Source organism: Actinomycetospora rhizophila (assembly GCF_042657905.1).
GTDB classification, from domain to species: Bacteria; Actinomycetota; Actinomycetes; order Mycobacteriales; family Pseudonocardiaceae; genus Actinomycetospora; species Actinomycetospora rhizophila.
Genome location: NZ_JBHSKG010000026.1, coordinates 38,262 through 55,910, shown reverse-complemented (window position 1 = coordinate 55,910; position 17,649 = coordinate 38,262). Strand labels below are relative to the sequence as shown.

At 74.4% G+C, this 17,649-nt stretch carries 20 protein-coding genes and 1 tRNA gene; 14 read left to right on the top strand and 7 right to left on the bottom strand.

What is annotated here, in order from left to right:
• Nucleotides 1–38: 38 nt before the first annotated feature.
• The gene (locus tag ACFPK1_RS30885) at nt 39–797 is read left to right on the top strand and encodes an MBL fold metallo-hydrolase (RefSeq protein WP_378024784.1); all 759 of its coding nucleotides are present in this window, start codon (nt 39–41) and stop codon (nt 795–797) included.
• Here the strand turns inward: ACFPK1_RS30885 and ACFPK1_RS30880 are convergent.
• A complete protein-coding gene (locus ACFPK1_RS30880; protein ID WP_378024783.1) occupies nt 794–2,212 on the bottom strand; it encodes an MFS transporter in 1,419 nt (472 codons plus the stop codon). The two genes, ACFPK1_RS30885 and ACFPK1_RS30880, sit on opposite strands and share 4 nt — an antisense overlap.
• Nucleotides 2,213–2,272: 60 nt before the next feature.
• Here ACFPK1_RS30880 and rph point away from each other — a divergent pair, with 60 nt between their 5' ends.
• From rph to ACFPK1_RS30850, 6 genes are all read left to right on the top strand, one after another.
• Nucleotides 2,273–3,016, top strand: coding sequence for a ribonuclease PH (gene rph, locus ACFPK1_RS30875; protein ID WP_378024782.1), 744 nt, complete (start codon nt 2,273–2,275; stop codon nt 3,014–3,016).
• Nucleotides 3,013–3,609, top strand: a complete 597-nt coding sequence (locus ACFPK1_RS30870; protein WP_378024781.1) for a non-canonical purine NTP pyrophosphatase — start codon at nt 3,013–3,015, stop codon at nt 3,607–3,609. The genes rph and ACFPK1_RS30870 overlap by 4 nt, the downstream gene beginning before the upstream one ends.
• On the top strand, nt 3,606–4,190 hold the full coding sequence (locus tag ACFPK1_RS30865) for a class I SAM-dependent methyltransferase (RefSeq protein WP_378024780.1): 585 nt from the start codon (nt 3,606–3,608) through the stop codon (nt 4,188–4,190). The genes ACFPK1_RS30870 and ACFPK1_RS30865 overlap by 4 nt, the downstream gene beginning before the upstream one ends.
• Nucleotides 4,187–5,017 carry an alpha/beta fold hydrolase gene (locus ACFPK1_RS30860; RefSeq protein WP_378024779.1) on the top strand — a complete coding sequence of 277 codons (831 nt, stop codon included), beginning with the start codon at nt 4,187–4,189 and terminating at the stop codon, nt 5,015–5,017. The genes ACFPK1_RS30865 and ACFPK1_RS30860 overlap by 4 nt, the downstream gene beginning before the upstream one ends.
• Before the next feature lie 52 nt (nt 5,018–5,069).
• A complete protein-coding gene (locus tag ACFPK1_RS30855) occupies nt 5,070–5,717 on the top strand; it encodes a hypothetical protein (RefSeq protein WP_378024778.1) in 648 nt (215 codons plus the stop codon).
• An 11-nt stretch (nt 5,718–5,728) separates the two neighbouring features.
• Nucleotides 5,729–5,801, top strand: a tRNA-Leu gene (locus ACFPK1_RS30850).
• 4 nt (nt 5,802–5,805) lie between these two features.
• Here ACFPK1_RS30850 and bcp read toward each other — a convergent pair.
• On the bottom strand, nt 5,806–6,279 hold the full coding sequence (gene bcp / locus ACFPK1_RS30845; RefSeq protein WP_378024777.1) for a thioredoxin-dependent thiol peroxidase: 474 nt from the start codon (nt 6,277–6,279) through the stop codon (nt 5,806–5,808).
• Nucleotides 6,280–6,363: 84 nt separating this feature from the next.
• On the opposite strand from bcp, the gene ACFPK1_RS30840 reads away from it, so the two are divergent.
• From ACFPK1_RS30840 to ACFPK1_RS30830, 3 genes are all read left to right on the top strand, one after another.
• Nucleotides 6,364–6,585, top strand: coding sequence for a DUF3618 domain-containing protein (locus ACFPK1_RS30840; RefSeq protein WP_274279976.1), 222 nt, complete (start codon nt 6,364–6,366; stop codon nt 6,583–6,585).
• A gap of 69 nt (nt 6,586–6,654) precedes the next feature.
• Nucleotides 6,655–8,382, top strand: a complete 1,728-nt coding sequence (locus ACFPK1_RS30835) for an AMP-binding protein (RefSeq protein ID WP_378024776.1) — start codon at nt 6,655–6,657, stop codon at nt 8,380–8,382.
• Nucleotides 8,379–8,792 (top strand): acyl-CoA thioesterase, encoded by a 414-nt coding sequence (locus ACFPK1_RS30830; protein ID WP_378024775.1) that lies wholly within the window; start codon nt 8,379–8,381, stop codon nt 8,790–8,792. Before ACFPK1_RS30835 ends, ACFPK1_RS30830 begins: the two co-directional genes overlap by 4 nt.
• 53 nt (nt 8,793–8,845) lie before the next feature.
• Here the strand turns inward: ACFPK1_RS30830 and speD are convergent, their stop codons facing one another.
• Both speD and ACFPK1_RS30820 read right to left on the bottom strand, forming a co-directional pair.
• A complete protein-coding gene (gene speD / locus ACFPK1_RS30825; protein WP_378024774.1) occupies nt 8,846–10,066 on the bottom strand; it encodes an adenosylmethionine decarboxylase in 1,221 nt (406 codons plus the stop codon).
• A 4-nt stretch (nt 10,067–10,070) separates the two neighbouring features.
• A complete protein-coding gene (locus ACFPK1_RS30820) occupies nt 10,071–11,228 on the bottom strand; it encodes a type III PLP-dependent enzyme (protein WP_378024773.1) in 1,158 nt (385 codons plus the stop codon).
• Nucleotides 11,229–11,475: 247 nt separating this feature from the next.
• Here ACFPK1_RS30820 and ACFPK1_RS30815 point away from each other — a divergent pair, with 247 nt between their 5' ends.
• Together ACFPK1_RS30815 and ACFPK1_RS30810 are read left to right on the top strand one after the other, a co-directional pair.
• Entirely contained in the window at nt 11,476–13,470 is a 1,995-nt protein-coding gene (locus tag ACFPK1_RS30815; protein ID WP_378024772.1) for a hypothetical protein, read from the top strand.
• A gap of 25 nt (nt 13,471–13,495) precedes the next feature.
• Nucleotides 13,496–13,924: a pyridoxamine 5'-phosphate oxidase family protein gene (locus ACFPK1_RS30810; RefSeq protein ID WP_378024771.1), complete on the top strand. Its 429-nt coding sequence runs from the start codon at nt 13,496–13,498 to the stop codon at nt 13,922–13,924.
• Nucleotides 13,925–13,927: 3 nt separating this feature from the next.
• Here ACFPK1_RS30810 and ACFPK1_RS30805 read toward each other — a convergent pair whose 3' ends face one another.
• Both ACFPK1_RS30805 and ACFPK1_RS30800 read right to left on the bottom strand, forming a co-directional pair.
• Complete coding sequence (locus tag ACFPK1_RS30805; protein ID WP_378024770.1) at nt 13,928–14,860, bottom strand: TIGR03854 family LLM class F420-dependent oxidoreductase; 933 nt, start codon at nt 14,858–14,860, stop codon at nt 13,928–13,930.
• A complete protein-coding gene (locus ACFPK1_RS30800; RefSeq protein WP_378024769.1) occupies nt 14,857–15,579 on the bottom strand; it encodes a type 1 glutamine amidotransferase in 723 nt (240 codons plus the stop codon). Before ACFPK1_RS30800 ends, ACFPK1_RS30805 begins: the two co-directional genes overlap by 4 nt.
• Before the next feature lie 59 nt (nt 15,580–15,638).
• Between ACFPK1_RS30800 and ACFPK1_RS30795 the strand changes: the two genes are divergently transcribed.
• Both ACFPK1_RS30795 and ACFPK1_RS30790 read left to right on the top strand, forming a co-directional pair.
• Nucleotides 15,639–16,073: an HIT family protein gene (locus tag ACFPK1_RS30795; RefSeq protein ID WP_378024768.1), complete on the top strand. Its 435-nt coding sequence runs from the start codon at nt 15,639–15,641 to the stop codon at nt 16,071–16,073.
• A gap of 238 nt (nt 16,074–16,311) precedes the next feature.
• Complete coding sequence (locus ACFPK1_RS30790) at nt 16,312–16,602, top strand: hypothetical protein (RefSeq protein ID WP_378024767.1); 291 nt, start codon at nt 16,312–16,314, stop codon at nt 16,600–16,602.
• Between the two features lie 6 nt (nt 16,603–16,608).
• Here ACFPK1_RS30790 and ACFPK1_RS30785 read toward each other — a convergent pair whose 3' ends face one another.
• Nucleotides 16,609–17,637 (bottom strand): tryptophan--tRNA ligase, encoded by a 1,029-nt coding sequence (locus ACFPK1_RS30785; protein WP_378024766.1) that lies wholly within the window; start codon nt 17,635–17,637, stop codon nt 16,609–16,611.
• Nucleotides 17,638–17,649 lie beyond the last annotated feature (12 nt).

Here is a 17,649-nt window from a genome sequence, read left to right as displayed (position 1 = left end):
CTGTGCGTTCGGACAGGTCGGGCCCGTAGGGTGCGCGCGTGGAACTGATCGTCCTGGGATGCTCCGGCAGCGGTGCCGGCCCGCACTCCCCGGCCTCGGGCTATCTCGTGCGCGCGGACGACACGTCCCTGGTGCTCGACCTCGGCAACGGCGCGTTCGGTGCCCTCCAGCGCCACATGGACCCGTTCGACCTGGACGCTCTGGTCCTCTCGCACCTGCATCCCGACCACTGCGCGGACGTCTCGGGGCTGATCGTCCACCGGCGCTACCACCCCGACGGGCCCGGCAAGGTCGTGCCGCTGCACGGGCCGACCGAGTCCGAGGTGCGCCTGGCCGTCGCCTACGCGCCGTCGTCCGACGAGCGCGTGGCCACCGACCTCACCGACGTCTTCTCCCATCGGCCCTTCGCCCAGGGCCCCGCCGCCGTCGGTCCCGTGGCACTCACCAGCGCTCCCGTCGACCACCCCTGCGAGGCCTACGGCATCCGTCTGGAGCACGAGGGCCGCTCGCTCGTCTACTCCGGGGACACCGGGCCGTGCCGCGAGCTGGTCGACCTCGCCCGCGACGCGGACGTCCTGCTCTGCGAGTCGACGTGGAGCGACGGGCCGGAGCGTCCGCCCGGCGTCCACCTCTCGGGGCGCCAGGCCGGCCGCACCGCCCGCGAGGCGGGGGTGCGGCGGCTGCTGCTCACGCACGTGCCCGCGTGGGCGGACGGCGAGGCGCTGCTCGCCGAGGCCCGCGAGGAGTTCTCCGGGCCCACCGAGCTCGTGGTCCCCGACGGGCACTACACGATCTAGACCGGCGCGGGCTCCTGCTCCTCGGCGCGCCGCGGGGCCGGGACGAACAGGGCGACGACGACCGCCGCCGCGACCACCACCGCCGAGACCGCGAACGCGCGCGTCGTGCCCGCCGTCTGCGCCACCGGCGTCGCCGCACCCGCCGCCACCAGCGAGGCGGTGTGGGCGGCGGCGAGCGTCGAGAGCACCGAGAGCCCGACCGCGCCGCCGATCTGGCGCGAGGTGGTGACGAGCCCACTGACCAGGCCCGCGAGCCCGCCGTCGACCCCGCTGGTCGCCGCCGTCGTGACCGCCGGGAAGACGAGGCCGATCCCGAGGGTCACCGCGATGCCGGGGCCGAGGATGCCGGCCGCCCAGCTCGTCGTCGGGGTGAGGAAGGCGAACCACACGTACCCCGCCGTGGTCAGGATCCCGCCGCCGACGAGCACCGCCCGGGGTCCGTAGCGGGGCAGCAGCCGGGACGAGATCTGCGAGCCGAGCACCACCGACGCCGACTGCGGCAGGAACGCCAGCCCCGCGGTGAGCGGGTCGAAGCCCAGCACGTCCTGCATGTGCAGCGAGACGAAGAACCACATCGAGAACATGGCCGACGTGATGAGCAGGATGACGACGTTGGCGGTCGACACCGAGCGCAGGCGGAACACCGACAGCGGCACCAGCGGGTTCCGCCCGCGCAGCTGGGTGAGCACGAACGCGGTGAGCAGGACCACCGCGACGGCCAGCGCGCCGAGCACCGGCAGCGAGGTCCAGGGCTCCGACTCGAGCGACACCACCCCGTAGACCAGCGCGACCAGGCCCGTCGTCACCAGCACGGCGCCCGTGACGTCGAGGCCGGGGCGCGCCTCGTCGCGGGTCTCGCGGACGACGGCGACGGTGAGCACGGCCGTCAGCACCACCACCGGCACGTTGACCAGGAAGATCCAGCGCCAGCTCAGCAGCCCGACGAGCAGCCCGCCCGCGAGCCCGCCCGCGGCGCCGCCGATGCCGCCCATCGCCGCCCACCACCCGAACGCCCGCGAGCGCGCCGCACCCTCGGGGTAGGTCGTCTGCAGGATCGCCAGCGAGGCGGGGGAGAGGACCGCCCCGCCCAGCCCCTGCACCGCGCGGGCGGCCAGCAGCAGCGCGGGGTGGTTCGCGAGGCCGCCGATGAGGCTGGCGAGCCCGAAGAGCCCCAGGCCCACGAGGAACACGCGGCGGCGCCCGAAGAGATCCGCCGCGCGGCCCCCGAGCAGCAGGAACCCCGCGAAGGCGAGCGTGTAGGCGTTCACCACCCAGGCCAGGCCCTCGGCGTCGAACCCGAGCGCGGTGCGCATCGAGGGCAGCGCCACGTTCACGATCGAGACGTCGAGCACGACCATGAACTGCGCGAGGCAGCTCGCGAACAGCACGAGCCCGGTCCGGCCCTCGGTGCGCACGACGGTCCAAGCTAGCCCGACGGGAAGTCGCGCGCCGGGTGGCTCCTAGGGTGGTCGCCCGTGGCACGCAGCGACGGCAGGGCGGACGACGAGCTCCGCGAGATCACCATCCAGCGGGGGTTCCAGCAGCACCCGGCCGGCTCGGTGCTCGTCTCCTTCGGGCAGACGACGGTGCTCTGCGCGGCGAGCGTCACCGAGGGCGTGCCGCGCTGGCGCCAGGGCAGCGGCCTGGGCTGGCTCACCGCGGAGTACGCGATGCTCCCGTCGGCGACGCACACCCGCAGCGACCGCGAGTCGGTCAAGGGGCGCGTCGGCGGGCGCACCCACGAGATCAGCCGCCTCGTCGGCCGCGCGCTGCGGGCCGCGATCGACCTGCGCGCGCTCGGGGAGAACACCATCCAGCTCGACTGCGACGTGCTCCAGGCCGACGGCGGCACCCGCACCGCGGCCATCACCGGTGCCTACGTCGCCCTCGCCGACGCCGTCACCTGGCTGCGCGCCCACAAGCGCCTCGCCGACCCCCAGCCGCTGTCGTGCTCGATCGCCGCGGTCTCCGTCGGCGTCGTCGACGGCCGGGTGCGCCTCGACCTGCCCTACGAGGAGGACTCGCGCGCCGAGGTCGACATGAACGTCGTCGCCACCGACACCGGTACCCTCGTCGAGGTCCAGGGCACCGGCGAGGGCGCCACCTACACCCGCGCCACCCTCGACGCGATGCTCGACAGCGCGCTCGCCGGCTGCGCCCGCCTCACCGAGCTGCAGACCGCCGCGCTCGCCGAGCCGTACCCCGGGGAGCTGCCGTGAAGGTCCTCCTCGCGACGAGGAGCGACGCCAAGCTCGCCGAGCTGCGCCGCCTGACCGGCGGCCTCGACGTGGTGGGGCTCGACGACGTCCCGGCGTTCCCCGAGGCCCCGGAGACCGGCGCGACGTTCGAGGAGAACGCCCGCGCCAAGGCCCGCGACGCGGCGTCGGCCACTGGACTGCTCGCCGTCGCCGACGACTCCGGGCTCGCCGTCGACGCGCTGAACGGGATGCCGGGCGTGCTCTCGGCGCGCTGGTCGGGACGCGGGGGCTCACGCGTCGAGCGGGACGCCGCGAACCTCGCGCTCGTGCTCGACCAGATGGCCGACGTCCCCGAGGAGCGCCGCGGCGCCGCGTTCGTGTGTGCCGCCGCCGCCGCGCACCCCGACGGCCGCGAGATCGTCGTGGTCGAGCGCTGGCCCGGGCGTCTCATCCGCCTCCCGCGGGGCACCCACGGCTTCGGCTACGACCCGGCGTTCGTGCCCGAGGGCGAGTCCCGCACGGCGGCCGAGATGGAGCCCGACGAGAAGGACGCGGTGTCCCACCGCTCGCGGGCGCTCCGGGCGCTGATCCCCCGCCTGTCCGAGGTGTCGTGACCGACCAGTACTTCTCCGAGCAGCCGACCTCGCCGTCCGACCCGCTCGGTTTCCGGCTCGAGATCGGCGGGGTCGCGCTGGACCTCACCACCGACTCCGGGGTGTTCTCCCGCGGGCGGCTCGACAAGGGCACGCGGGTGCTGCTCGAGAACGCCCCCGACCCGGTCGAGCGCGGCGACGTGCTCGACCTCGGCTGCGGCTACGGCCCCATCGCGCTCTGGATCGCCGCCCAGCGCCCCGCGGTGACGGTGTGGGCGGTGGACGTCAACGACCGCGCGCTGGACCTCGTGCGGGCCAACGCGGCGGCCGCCGGCCTGACGAACGTGCGGGCCTGCCGGCCCGACGAGGTGCCCGGGGACCTCCGTTTCGCCGAGCTGTGGTCCAACCCGCCGATCCGCTCGGGCAAGGCCGCGCTGCACGAGCTGCTGCTGCGCTGGCTGCCGCGCGTGGACGGGTCGTCCTACCTGGTCGTGAGCAAGAACCTGGGCTCGGACTCGCTGGCCCGCTGGCTCGGGGAGCAGGGCCACCCGGCGACCCGGCTGTCGTCGCACGCGGGATTCCGGGTACTCGGCGTCACGTGATCGCGTACGCGCACGAGGGCAACGGCGTCCCGGTGGTCTGCCTGCACGGCTGGCCCGGCGCCGCGTCCGACTACCGCGCCCTGCTGCCGCTGCTCGAGCGCGACGCCCAGGTCGTCGTCCCGGACCTCCTCGGGTTCGGCGCGTCCTTCCGCCCCGACGACGTCGAGCGCCCCGCCACCGACTTCGGCCGCGACGCCCAGGGCGCCGCGGTGCTCGAGCTGATGGACCACCTCGGGTTCGACGACGCCGTCCTCGTCGGCTACGACGTGGGATCCACGACGGCCACCCACCTCGCCCGGACCTCGCCGGAGCGGGTGCGGGCCCTGGTGCTCGGCAACGCGATCCACCCCGGGGCGGCCGCGGCGTCGCTCGACGACGACCACCGCGCCGAGTTCTGGTACCAGGACTTCCACCAGCTCGAGCTCGTCGAGAACCTGGTGGACGGGTCGGCGGCGAACGTGCGGGCGTACCTGGGGCACTTCTGGTCGCACTGGGGCCACCGGGGCATCGCCTCGGTCACCGACGAGCTCGTGGACGCCTACGCGCGGCCGGGCGCGTTCACCGTGTCGGTGAACTGGTACCGCTCCGGCTCGGCGACCCTGCGCACCGCGCTGGCCCTGCGCGGCCAGGACCCGCCGGCCCCGGTCACCGTGCCGACCACCGTCCTCTGGGGCGACCTGGACCCGCTCTTCCCGCCGCGGCTGGCGGAGGGCCTGGAGCGCGCGTTCACCGACCTGCGCGGGGTGCACCACCTCGAGGACGTCGGCCACTTCGTGCCCCTGGAAGCGGCGAACGAGGTCGCGGCGGCGGTCCGGGCGTTCCTGTAGCAGTTCTGCGAAACGACCCCTGTTCGAACACGCGTTCGACGACGATGGGGTCATGCCCCGAGCGCGATCCTGGACCGACGATCAACTCCGCGAGGCGGTCGCCGCCAGCACCACCCTCGCCGAGGTGCATCAGCGCCTCGGCCTCAAGCCCGGCAGGTACGCCGCGATGCTGAAGCACATCCAGCGCCTCGACCTGCCGCACGACCACCTCATGGCCACGGTGAACGGCAAGACGCTCCCTCGTCGCTCGAGGACGTGGTCGGATGAGGAACTCCTCGACCTCGTCGCCCGCTCCGACAGCCTGGCCTCGGTCATCCGTGCCGTCGGCCGCGAACCCAACGGGGGGTTCCACCGCTGGATGTCCGGTCGATTGAAGGCGATCGGCGCCGACACCTCGCACTTCACCGGCCGGGGGTGGGCGAAGGGCCGACGTTTCGGGGGTCGTGGCCTGCCCCTCGCCGAGGTCCTCGTCGTCGGATCGACGATCTCGTCGGGCAAGCTGCGCGCCCGGTTGATCAAGGAAGGGTTCAAGGAGGCTCGCTGCGAGGTGTGCGGCCTCGACGAGTGGCGAGGCAAGCCGCTGCCGCTCCAGCTCGACCACGTCAACGGCGACCACACGGACAACCGTCTCGAGAATCTCCGTATCCTCTGCGCCAACTGTCACTCGCAGACCGACACCTGGTGTCGGTCACGGTCGTAGAACGAGGCAGAGCCGGCGTAGCCCAAAGGCAGAGGCACACCTCTTAGGAGGGTGGCAGTGCGGGTTCGAATCCCGTCGCCGGTACAGCTCAGAGCTTCAGATCGCGCAGCAGCCGGCCCACGTGGCCGGTGGCCTTCACGCCGTACTGCGCCTCTTCGATCTTCCCGTCGGCGTCGACGAGGAAGGTCGACCGGATCACACCGGTCGTGGTCTTCCCGTACATCGTCTTCTCGCCGAAGGCGCCCCACGCCTGCATGACGGACTTGTCGGGGTCGGAGAGCAGCGGGAAGGTCAGCCCCTCCTTGTCGCGGAACTTCGCGAGCTTCTCCGGCTTGTCCGGCGAGATCCCCAGGACAGCGACGTCGGCGTCGTTGAACGTCGCCAGGTTGTCGCGGAAGTCGCAGGCCTCCTTCGTGCACCCCGGGGTCATCGCGGCGGGGTAGAAGTACACCAGGACGCGGTGCCCGCGGTGGTCGGCGAGCGACACCGTCTCCCCCTGATCGGAGGTCAGCGAGAAGTCCGGCGCGGGTTGACCGGGGGCCAGGCGGGTATCGGCGGTCACGGGCGGGCAGGATAGCCGCCGACCACCGGCCGGTCGCGAACAGAGCGACGGTCAGCGCGACCGACGACCACACGGGGAGGTGCCGTGGCACGGGACACGGACGCCATCGAGAAGGAGATCCAGCAGGCGCGCGAGGCGCTGGCCGGAGCGCTCGACGAGCTGTCGGAGCGGGCGAACCCGCAGCGGCTCTCGGAGCAGGGCAAGGAGATGGCGGCGCAGAAGTGGGCCGACCCCCGCGTCAAGTACGCCGTCTACGCCGCCGGCGCGCTCGTCGGGCTGATCATTCTGCGGAAGCTGTTCAGGTAGCGGGGGCCGACGCCGGTGGCGAGGTGGTAGAACCGCCTCGCCATCGGCGTCACGGAGGAGGTCACCGCAGTGCCCGAGCTCAGCAAGGCCGCGACGGAGTTCCGACGGGCGCGCGACGAGCTGCTCGAACGGCGCACCGACTACGACGCGGCGCTGCGTGACTTCCGCTGGCCGCAGCTCGACGAGTTCAACTGGGCGCTCGAGCACTTCGACGCCATCGGGGCCGACCCGGGCTCCGCGCAGCGGCCCGCGCTGTGGATCGTCGAGGAGGACGGTCGCGAGGCGAAGTACTCCTTCGCCGACATGAGCGAGCGGTCCAACCGCGTCGCCAACTGGCTGCGAGCGCAGGGCGTGCAGCGGGGCGACCGGATCATCCTCATGCTCGCCAACCAGGTGGAGCTCTGGGAGACGATCCTCGCCGCGATGAAGCTCGGCGCGGTCCTCATCCCCTCGACGCCGATGCTCGGCCCCGCCGACCTGCGCGACCGCATCGACCGCGGCAACGCGCGCCACGTCGTGGTGCGCGATGCCGACGTCGACAAGTTCGACGACGTGCCCGGCGACTACACCAGGATCGCCGTGGGTGACCGCCTCACCGAGCCCTGGCTCGACTTCGCCGCCGCCTACGACGCCCCCGCCGAGTTCACCGCGGACGGGCCCACCAAGGGCAGCGACACCCTGCTCCTGTACTTCACCTCGGGCACCACGGCCAAGCCGAAGCTCGTCGAGCACACGCACACGAGCTACCCGGTCGGGCACCTCTCGACGATGTACTGGATCGGCCTGCAGCCCGGGGACGTGCACCTCAACGTCGCCTCGCCGGGCTGGGCCAAGCACGCGTGGTCGAACGTCTTCGCGCCGTGGATCGCCGAGGCGACGATCTTCATCTACAACTACACGAAGTTCGACGCCGACAAGCTGCTCGACGTCATGGTCGAGAAGGGCGTCAGCACCTTCTGCGCGCCGCCCACGGTGTGGCGCATGCTCATCCAGGCCGACCTCACGCGCGTGCAGGTGCCGGTGCGCGAGCTCGTCGGCGCCGGCGAGCCGCTGAACCCCGAGGTGATCGAGCAGGTCCGCGAGTCCTGGGGCATGACGATCCGGGACGGCTTCGGCCAGACCGAGTCGACGCTGCAGATCGGCAACCCGCCCGGGCAGCCGGTGAAGGACGGCTCGATGGGCCGCCCGCTGCCCGGCTACCCGATCGTGCTGGTCGATCCGGTCACCGGCGAGCGCGGCGACGAGGGCGAGATCTGCATCGACCTCACCGACCGCCCGCTGGGCCTCATGATCGGTTACAAGGACGACCCGGAGCGCAACGACGAGGTCATGACCGGCGGGGTGTACCACACCGGCGACGTCGGCTCGCGCGACGAGGACGGCTACATCACCTACATCGGCCGCTCCGACGACGTGTTCAAGGCGTCCGACTACCGGATCAGCCCGTTCGAGCTCGAGAGCGTGCTGATCGAGCACGAGGCGGTCGCCGAGGCCGCGGTCGTCCCGTCGCCGGACCCGCTCCGGCTGGCCGTGCCGAAGGCGTACGTCGTGCTGTCGTCGCGCTACGAGCCCTCCCGCGACACGGCGCTGGCCATCCTGCGCCACGCGCGCGAGCACCTGCCGGCCTACAAGCGGGTGCGCCGCCTGGAGTTCGCCGACCTGCCCAAGACGATCTCCGGGAAGATCCGCCGGGTCGAGCTGCGGGGCCGCGAGGAGGAGCTGCGTCCCGGGACGGGCTCCGACGTCGCGCCCGAGGGTGAGTTCCGCGACGAGGACTTCCCGGAGCTGCGGCAGTGACCTACTCGTTCCCGGTCGTGCCGCGCTATGCGGAGGTCGACCAGCAGGGCGTGGTGTTCAACGGCCACTACCTGACGTGGTTCGACGAGGCCTTCACCGGCTTCCTCGACCACGTCGGGCTGACCTACCCCGACCTCATCGCCTCCGGGGTCGACGTGATGGTCGTGCACTCCGAGCTCGACTACGGCGGCTCGGTCCGGTGGCGCGACGACGCGCGCGTCGAGGTCGCGTGCGAGCGGCAGGGGACGACGAGCTTCACGCTCGGGTTCACCGTCTACCGCTCGGCGGAGGAGGTCGCGGTCACCGGCCGCAACGTCTACGTCGTGGTGGTCCAGGACCCGGAGACGAAGGCGTGGTCGAAGGCGCCGGGCATCCCGGAGAAGCTGTCGGCGGCGCTGTCCGCGGCGTAGGGAGCCGGTGGTCCCGGCGACCCGTGTCCCGAGGACACGGGTCGACGGCCGCGTCAGGGCGCCCGGAGCGCGAACGGCAGGATCGCGCCGCGGCGCAGGGCGTCGGCGTCGATCGAGGTCAGCGCCGGGAAGCGGCCGAGGCGCGAGATCTCGAGCTCGACCGGGTCGTCGACCGGGTCGACGCGGCCGGTGAGGTACGCCCACTCGTGCTCGTCGGAGCAGTACGGCAGGACGGTGGCGAAGACGTCGCCGAAGCGCCGGGTCATGCGGGCGAGCGTGTCGTTGCGCCACAGCGTCGGACAGCCCGCCTGCGAGCAGACGACGCCGCCGGGGGCCAGGACCTCCGCGCACCGCCGCAGGAACTCCTCGCCGTACAGGCGGGCGTGCTGGGCGGGGTCGGTGATCTCGACGGGCTCGTCGGGGAGGTCGACGATCACGACGTCCCACCGGTCGCCGCGGGCGGCGGCGTCGACGAGGAACTGCCAGCCGTCGGCGTAGTGCATGCGCACGGGGCCGCGGCCGGCCTCGGCGTCGGCGAGCTCGTCGGGGGTGTAGCCGTAGGGGAGCAGCTCGGCGCAGCGGCGGACGCACTCGGTGTCGATGTCGACGTGGTCGACGCGCGTGGCGCCCGCGGCGACCGCGATCTGGGAGACGACACCCTCCGACGAGCCGACGACCAGCACCGAGTCCAGGCGGTCGGCCAGCAGCATCGGGGGCACGGCGAGCGCCTCGTGGTAGACGAGCTGGCTCGCCTCGGTGGACTGCCGCTCGCCGTCGCAGAACAGCGAGATCCCCTGGGCCGTGCGGGCGACCATCATGTCCTGCCACTCCGTGCGGCCCCGCCAGAGCACCTCGTCGAGCCGCCAGCGCCGGCGCATGCCCGCGGCGAGGGGCTCGTCGACCTCGCGCCCGCCGGCGGCCGGGGCGAGCCCGGCGCCGCGCGCCACCACCTGCGCGCGCACCTCGTCCGCGCCGAGCTCGCGGCCGAGGGCGTCGACCACCAGCTCGGGGTCGGCGTGGACGCCGCAGGTGAAGACGTCGACGAACGCCGCCGAGGCCTCGGGGTAGGCGTGCACCGACGCGTGCGACTCGGCGAGCAGCGCCAGGACCGTGGTGCCCTGGGGCTCGAACCGGTGTGCCACGACGTCGAGGACGGTGGCGCCGCCGGCGTCGAGCGCGCGGCGCAGGGCGTCGCCGACCTGCTGCTCGTCGCCGAGCACGGCGGGGTCCACGCCGCGCAGTTCGGCGAGGACGTGGCGTCCGGCGAACGTCACGGGGTCAGTGCTGGGGGGTGTGGTGGTCAATTCCACCTTCCTCCGGGGTCTCGTGGGGGACGTGCTGGACCTGCCGGACGTGCGTCGGCAGGGGCGGCAGGCCGTTGAAGCCCACCGAGGCGTAGCTCGAGGTGTAGGCGCCGGCACCGAGGAACTCGACGACGTCGCCCGGCGCGAGGTCGAGCGGGAGACGGACGTCGGCGTCGCGGTAGAGGACGTCGTCGCCGTCGCAGGTCGGCCCGGCGAGCACGACCGGCCCGGTTTCCCCGTCGCGGCCGGGCGTACGCAGGCGGTACACGATCATCTCGCCCTCGGTCTCGGCGAGGCCCTGGTAGCGGCCCACGTCGAGGTAGACCCAGCGGCGCCCGGCGCGCTGCGCCACGAGGACGACCTCGGCGCGCAGCACCCCGGCGTCCGCGACGAGGGCCCGGCCGGGCTCGGCGAACGGGCGCGGGCGCCAGTGCGCTGCGTGGGCGGCGAGGGCGTGCCGGATCGCGGCGGCGCAGGCGTCGACGTCGGGGGTGGGGCCACCGGCGTGGGTGGTGGGGAAGCCGCCGCCGAGGTTCAGCTCGCGCGGGGCGTGTGCGCCGAGCCGGGCGGCCACCCGCGCCGCGGCGTCGACCGCGCGGGCCCAGGCGCGCGGGTCGCGCTGCTGGGAGCCGACGTGGAACCCGATGCCCGCGGCGTCGAGGCCCCCGGCCCGCGCCCGCTCGAGGAGCGCGACGGCCTCGTCCTCGCTCGCGCCGAACTTGCCGGCGAAGGGCGTCGCGGAGCCGTCGTCGCCGACGGCGAGCCGGACCCCGACGGTGGCGCCCGGGACCTCGCGCGCGAGGAGGTCGACGTCGGCCGGGGCGTCGGTGGTGAAGCGGGTGACGCCGGCGGCCCGGGCCGCGCGGACGTCGGTGACCTTCTTCACCGGATTCCCCCAGGACAGGCCCGCGGGACGCGCGCCGGCGAGCAGGCAGAGGTCGAGCTCGCCGACGCTCGCGAGGTCGAACGAGGCGCCCTCGGCGACGAGGAGGGCGAGGACGTCGGGGTGCGGGTTGGCCTTCACCGCGTAGCAGAGCTCGATCCCGGGCAGGACGTTGCGCATCGTGCGATAGGCGCGGCGCACGGTGGCCAGGTCGAGGTCGAGGTGAGGGGACGGCCGGTCCGCGGTCACGGGACGCGCGCCCTCACGACACCCACAGGCTCCATGGTGCCCGCCGATTTCTTCGCGGACACCACGAAACGGCTGACCCGGGACAGGGCGGCGGCGTACCGTACGGATCTCCGGGGCCGCCGGCGCCCGGGACCGCTGTCGGGGGCGGGCATGTTTCGAAGGGGGTTGCATGCCGTCCACCTCGTCCCGAGGCTGGAACCCGGCACCGCGTCCGCGACCGTGGCCGTTCCGCACACCGCGCAACATCGTGATCACGAGCCTGTTCACGGTGGCGCTGGTGGCGGCGCTGTTCGGCGTCGGGACCGCGGTGGTGCCGGGTGGCCCGCGGGACGACGCGACGGGGCTCACGGGCAACGCCAGCGACGTGCCGACCACCTCCGAGGAGGTCCCCTCGTCCGGGTCCTCGGAGCCCTCGGGCGACGACGACGAGGCGCCCCGGGTGCTGCCCCCGACCGACGCGGCAGCACCGGAGAGCTCCCTGCCCGACGACGTCGCGCCGCCGCTGACCCCGATCCCGCTGCCCGGGTCGCGGGCGCTGGGGCCCTCGCCGGCGGCGCCGGCCGCGCCCGGCGAGCCGGCGTACCCGGGCGCCGAGCAGCCGGCGACGCCGCCCCCGGGCTTCGACGAGCTGGTGCCCGGCCTCGACCCGGTGCCGCTGCCCGGCGCCGACAGCTCGCCCGGTCCGGCCCCGGCGCCCGAGCCGGCGCCCGAGCCGGTCACCCCGCCTGCCGTCCCGGAGTCCTCGGACCCGCCCCGCACGGCGACGACCGACGACGACCCGGGTCCGGTGCTCGACCTCCCGCTGCTGCCCGACCCCACGCGCGACGAGCCGACCGGGTCGCCCGGGGGCCGGGGCGGCAACGGCGGCAACGGGGGCGGGAACGCCGCGCGCGACGACGACGGGCCGGGACGCGGCGGGGGCGGGGGCCTGCTGCCCGACCTCCTGCCCGGGAACGGCGGCAACGGCGGCGCCGGGGGCGGGAACGCCGGCGGCGGGAACGCCGGTGGCGGAGCCGGACGTGGCGGCGACGCCGACCGGGGCGGCGAGGCCGGCCGCGGCGGCGGCAACGGCGGCGGCACGGATGGCGACCGTGGCGGCAACGGCAACGGCAACGGCAACGGCAACGGCAACGGCAACGGTGGCGGGGGCTACGGCGGCGCCGGCGGTGGCGGTCGTGACGGTGGTCGCGACACCGGCCGCGGCGACGAGGGCCGCGGCGGCGGCCTGGTCCCGGACCTCGTGCCCGACGCGGCCGGCGACGAGACCGCCGCGCGACGCACCGGCGAGGCGACGACGAGCGCCGCCCCGTCCGCTGGCGAGCCGACGCTGGAGCTGCCCACCGACGCCGCGACCCCGGAGGGGACGCCGGAGGGCTGGCCCACGTACGGCGCCCCCGGCGGCCCCGGCGATCTCGCCGAGGACACGACCCCCGGCAGCACCGCGCGCCGCACCGAGCCCGGCGCGCGGCCGAGCACCACGCCCGAGGGCTGGCCGCTGCCGACCGACGCCACGGAGGTCTCGGAGGAGGACCGCTCGGCGCCGGTGACCACCACCGACCCGTCGACCGGGGTCACCACCACCGTCGACCGCGAGGCGGGCACGACCACCACGGTCGACCCCACCACCGGGGCGTCGCTGACCACCCGCAACCGGACCACCACGGCGCCCGACGGGTCCGCGGAGCGGACCGCCGACCGGCGCTCCGGCGACGACGGGGACGACGGGGACGCCACCGCGGAGTCCACCCGCGCCCGGACGACCACCGGGTCGCCCGACGACGGCGACGAGACGTCGACCGCCCGCTCGCGGACCCGGTCGGCCACCGCGACCCCGACCAGGTCCTCGGAGTCGTCGTCGGAGTCGTCGTCGGACTCCTCGTCGGACTCCTCGTCGGACCCGAGCACCCGCCCGAGCGCGCGGTCCAGCTCGTCCACGGCGTCGGACGGCGACGACGGGACCTCCGATCCGACGACGCGGCGGTCGACCTCCCGGTCCACCGCGAGCAGCGACTCCGACTCGTCCGACTCGTCGTCCAGCTCCGGCCCGACCTCGCGGCGGAGCACCTCCTCCGGTGGGTCCGGCGGGTCGAACGTCGTCAACGAGTCGATCGACAACGGCGAGTCGTCCGGCGCCGCCGCGGTGGAGCCGCAGATGGCGATCCCGACGACGTCGCCGATGGACCCCCGCTTCTGGGCGTGGATCGCCACCGCCGTGACGCGCACCCCCGCCCCGGGCGGGTGATCACGGCGCGGGGCACCATCGCCGTATGTCCCCGACGCCGACCGTCACGCCGTCCGATCTGCGCGCCCGCGGCGAGGAGTTCGCGCAGTTCTGGCGCGACCACCGCGTCAGCACGATCACCACGCTGCGCCGCGACGGGTCGCCGCACGTCGTGCCCGTGAACTGCACCCTGGACCTCGACACGGCCATCGCCCGGGTCCTCACCTCGGGGCACAGCGCCAAGGCCCGTCACGTGCGTCTGGGCGGCGAGGAGGGCGCACGGGTGGCGCTCAGCCAGGTCGATCGCGGGCGGTGGTCGACGATCGAGGGGCTCGCGGTGGTGCGCGACGACCCCGAGTCGGTCGCGGACGGCGAGCGCCGCTACACCGAGCGCTACCACCCGCCGCGGGTCAACCCCGCCCGCGTGGTGCTCGAGATCGCGCTGACGCGGGTGCTCGCGAGCCGGGGCCTCTGACCCCTAGCCGACGATGCCCTGGGTCTCGAGCGGGACCAGGTGCTCGGCGAACTCGTCGAGGAACCCCGGCCACGAGGCCGGCGCCACGGCCGGGCGCACGACGAACTTGGTGATGCCCTCGTCCACGAAGCGGCCCACCCGGGCGCGGGCGTCGTCCCACCCGTCGGCGACGAGGTCGTGCGGGTCGAGCTCGGGGCGCCGGACGACCGAGGAGGCGCGGGCGCGGTCGGCGTCCTGCTCCGAGGTGCCGGGCGGCAGCACGAGGAGGTTGGTGCCGTAGTGGTCCTCCTCGACCTCGCGCCCGGTCTCGGCGGCGGCCGCGGCGATCTTCGCGCGGGCGGCGCCCGCCTCGGCCGGGGTCACGAACGAGGCGAGCCACCCGTCACCCAGGCGTCCGACGCGGTCCAGCGCCGCCGGCACCAGCCCGCCCAGCCACAGGTCGAGCGGGCGCGCCGGGCGGGGCTCGACCGTCGCCTCGTCGAGGGTGAAGAACTCCCCGTGGAACGTCACCGACTCCTCGGTGAGCAGCCGCCGCACGACGGTCAGGGCCTCCTCGAACACCAGGGCGCGCGGACCGGGCACGGGATAGGCGGTGCGCTCGCCGGCCGTGGCGGGCCGCAGGCCGAACACCGGCAGGATCCGCTTGGGCGCGAGGGCCGCCAGCGACGCGAGCTGGGCGGCGACGACCGCGGGGTTGCGGCCCGGCAGCACGATCACGCCGCTGCCGACCTTGAGCGACGTCGTGCGCCCGGCGGCCCAGCCCATGGCGACGACCGGCTCGACGGCCGGGGCCGCCATCCGGTCGGGGAACCACACCGAGTCGATGCCCCGCGCCTCGCAGCCGTCGACGAGCTCGAGCGTCGCCGCGGCGGGGTCGTGGCGCGACGGGCCGGCACCGATGCCGATGCGGACCTTCATGTCCGGGGCGGCCGTCATCGCACCGCGGGGTCGGGCAGGAGGCCGGCGCGCTCGGCGAACGCGTCGAAGAGCACCCAGCTCGCGGCGCGCGACTCCTCCGCGCGGGCGGCGGTCTCGGCGCGCAGCGCGTCCTGGTCGACGCCCACCTCGGGCAGGCGGGCCTCCAGCGGCGTCCCGCTCCATCGCGCGATCCACGTCTCGAGCTCGGCGGGGGTGACCTCGGGGTGGAACTGGACGCCCAGGTGCGCACCGAGGCGGAACGCCTGCGTGCAGCGCTCCGAGGTCGCGAGCACCTCGGCCTGCGGCGGCGGGGTGAACGTGTCGAAGTGGAACTCCATCCACGGGCCGGGCGACACGATCTCCGGCGCGGACGTGGTGATCTCCCGCCAGCCGTTCTCGTGGCGGCCGTCGGCAGCGTGCGCGGTGCCGCCGAGGACGCGCGCGAGCAGCTGCCCACCGAAGCAGAACCCGAGCAGCGGGACGCCGACGTCGACCGCCGCGTGCAGGTAGGCGATCTCGTCGGCGAGCCACGGGACGTCGTCGTCCCACGCGCCCTCCGCCGACCCGAGCACGGCGATCGCGTCGAGGGTCTCGGGAGCGGGCAGCGGCCCGCCGGCGACGCCCGGCACGATCTCCACCCCGTGCTCGGCCGCCCAGCCCACCAGCGTCCCGGCCTGCACGAGCGCCGTCTCGGGGGAGACCTCGTGGCCGATCACCAGCAACCTCGGTGCACCCATGTCCCCTCCAACGTCCGGGCCTCGCGGATACGTCCCGACGGTCGTGACAGGCTCGGCCCGTGCCTCCGCGCAAGACCAAGCCCTGCGCCTTCTGCGCGGTCGTCGCCGGCGACGGCCCGGCCGACATCGTGCACGACGGCCCGTCGACGATGGCGTTCCTCGACACCTCGCCGGTGTTCCACGGCCACGTCCTGCTCGTCCCGCGCACCCACGTCACCACGCTGGCCGACCTGCCGCCCGACGAGCTGCCGGGGTTCTTCGCGCTCGCCCAGCGCCTCGAGCGCGCGGTCGAGACCGCGATGGAGGCGCCGGGCTCCCTGATCATGATCAACAACGTGATCAGTCAGTCGGTGCCGCACCTGCACCTCCACGTCATCCCGCGGCGTCCGAAGGACGGCCTGCGCTTCTTCCTCGGTCCCCGCCATCCGTACGGCTCCCCGGACGAGTCGGCTGCGATCGCCGGCCGTATCGCCGCTGCCCTGGACGCCACCTGAGAACGCGTTCAGTCGAGCACCCGGAATCGCGGCGAACGGAGTATGACCGGCGACGAACGGCGGTGCCACGGCCGTCGACGGTCGTTCTGGCGCGGTGAGTGGTCGAAGTCGTGACGTCCGATCGAGTGAGAGCGGCCCCGCCGCCGCGTCCGGGATGTCATCCTCAGGGCAACGCACGCGGTGGGCTGCCGGGCACGCTCGGTCACCGCGGTCCGCCCCCCACCCCTCGGAGGTGCTCGTGCCGGTCCTCATGTGGGTCGCTGTGCTGGTGGTCGGCTGGTGCCTCGCCTCGGTCGCCACGGCGCTGGTGCTCGGCACCTGGCTGCGACGTCGCACCGAGGCCACCGACCCCGAGGGCGCGCTGCGTCCCCTCGACACCGGGCCGCTGCGCCTCTGGCTGGGCGAGCTGCCCGAGGTGCCGGCGACGCCCGGCGAGCTGGGCCGTCGCGCCGGGTGGGACGAGCTGGTCGACGAGCTCCCCGCGCCGCGCGGCCACGCCGAGGCGGACCGCGCCACGACGTCGCGCTAGGACGCCTCAGACCTCCACGCCGACGGCGCGCCGCACGCCCCGCAGCGTCCGCGCGGCCTGCTCGCGGGCGATCTCGCCGCCGCGGGCGAGGATCGCGTCCAGCTCGCTGCCGGGCGCGACGAGCTCCTCGTAGCGGGCGCGCAGCGGCCCGAGCTGCGCCTCGAGCACGTCGGCGAGCTGGTTCTTCAGATCACCCCAGCCCACTCCGCCGGCCTCGAGCCGCTTGCGGGTGTCCGCCACGACGTCGGGCTCGGCGAACTGCGCCAGGATCTGGAAGACCGCCGACGAGTCCGGGTCCTTCGGCGCGTCGACCGGCGTGGAGTCGGTCGGGATGCGGCGCACCAGCTTCTTGAGCTTCGGCGCGGGCAGGAAGAGCGGGATGTAGTTGTCGTACGACTTGCTCATCTTGCGGCCGTCGAGCCCCGGCAGCGTGTGGCCGGTCGTCTCGGGCGGCACGACGGCCTCGGGAATGCGCAGCCGGAAGCCCGCGCCGTAGCGGTGGTTGAAGCTGCCCGCGACGTCCGCGGCGATCTCCACGTGCTGGAGCTGGTCGCGGCCCACCGGCACGAGGTCCGACTCCATGATCAGGATGTCGGCGGCCATGAGCACCGGGTACTCGTAGAGACCCATGGTGACGCCCGCGTCCGGGTCCTCGCCGGCGGCGACGTTGCGGTCGCGGGCCGCCTTGTAGGCGTGGGCCCGGTTCATCAGGCCCTTGCCGGTGACGCAGGACAGGATCCACGTCAGCTCGAACGTCTCGGGGACGTCGGACTGCTTGTAGAAGACGGTGCGCTCCGGGTCGAGGCCGGCGGCGATCCAGGTCGCGGCGACCGAGCGGGTCCACGCGGCGATGTCGCCGGCCGCGGGCGTGCCGGTGAGCGCGTGGTGGTCGGCGATGAAGTACCGCGACTCGAAGTCCGACGTCCGCGCCAGCTCGAGCGCGGGCCGGATCGCGCCCACGAAGTTGCCCAGGTGCGGCTCGCCGCTGGGCTTGATCCCGGTCAGGGCGATCTTGCGCCGTTCCGTCTCCGCCACACGCCGAGCCTA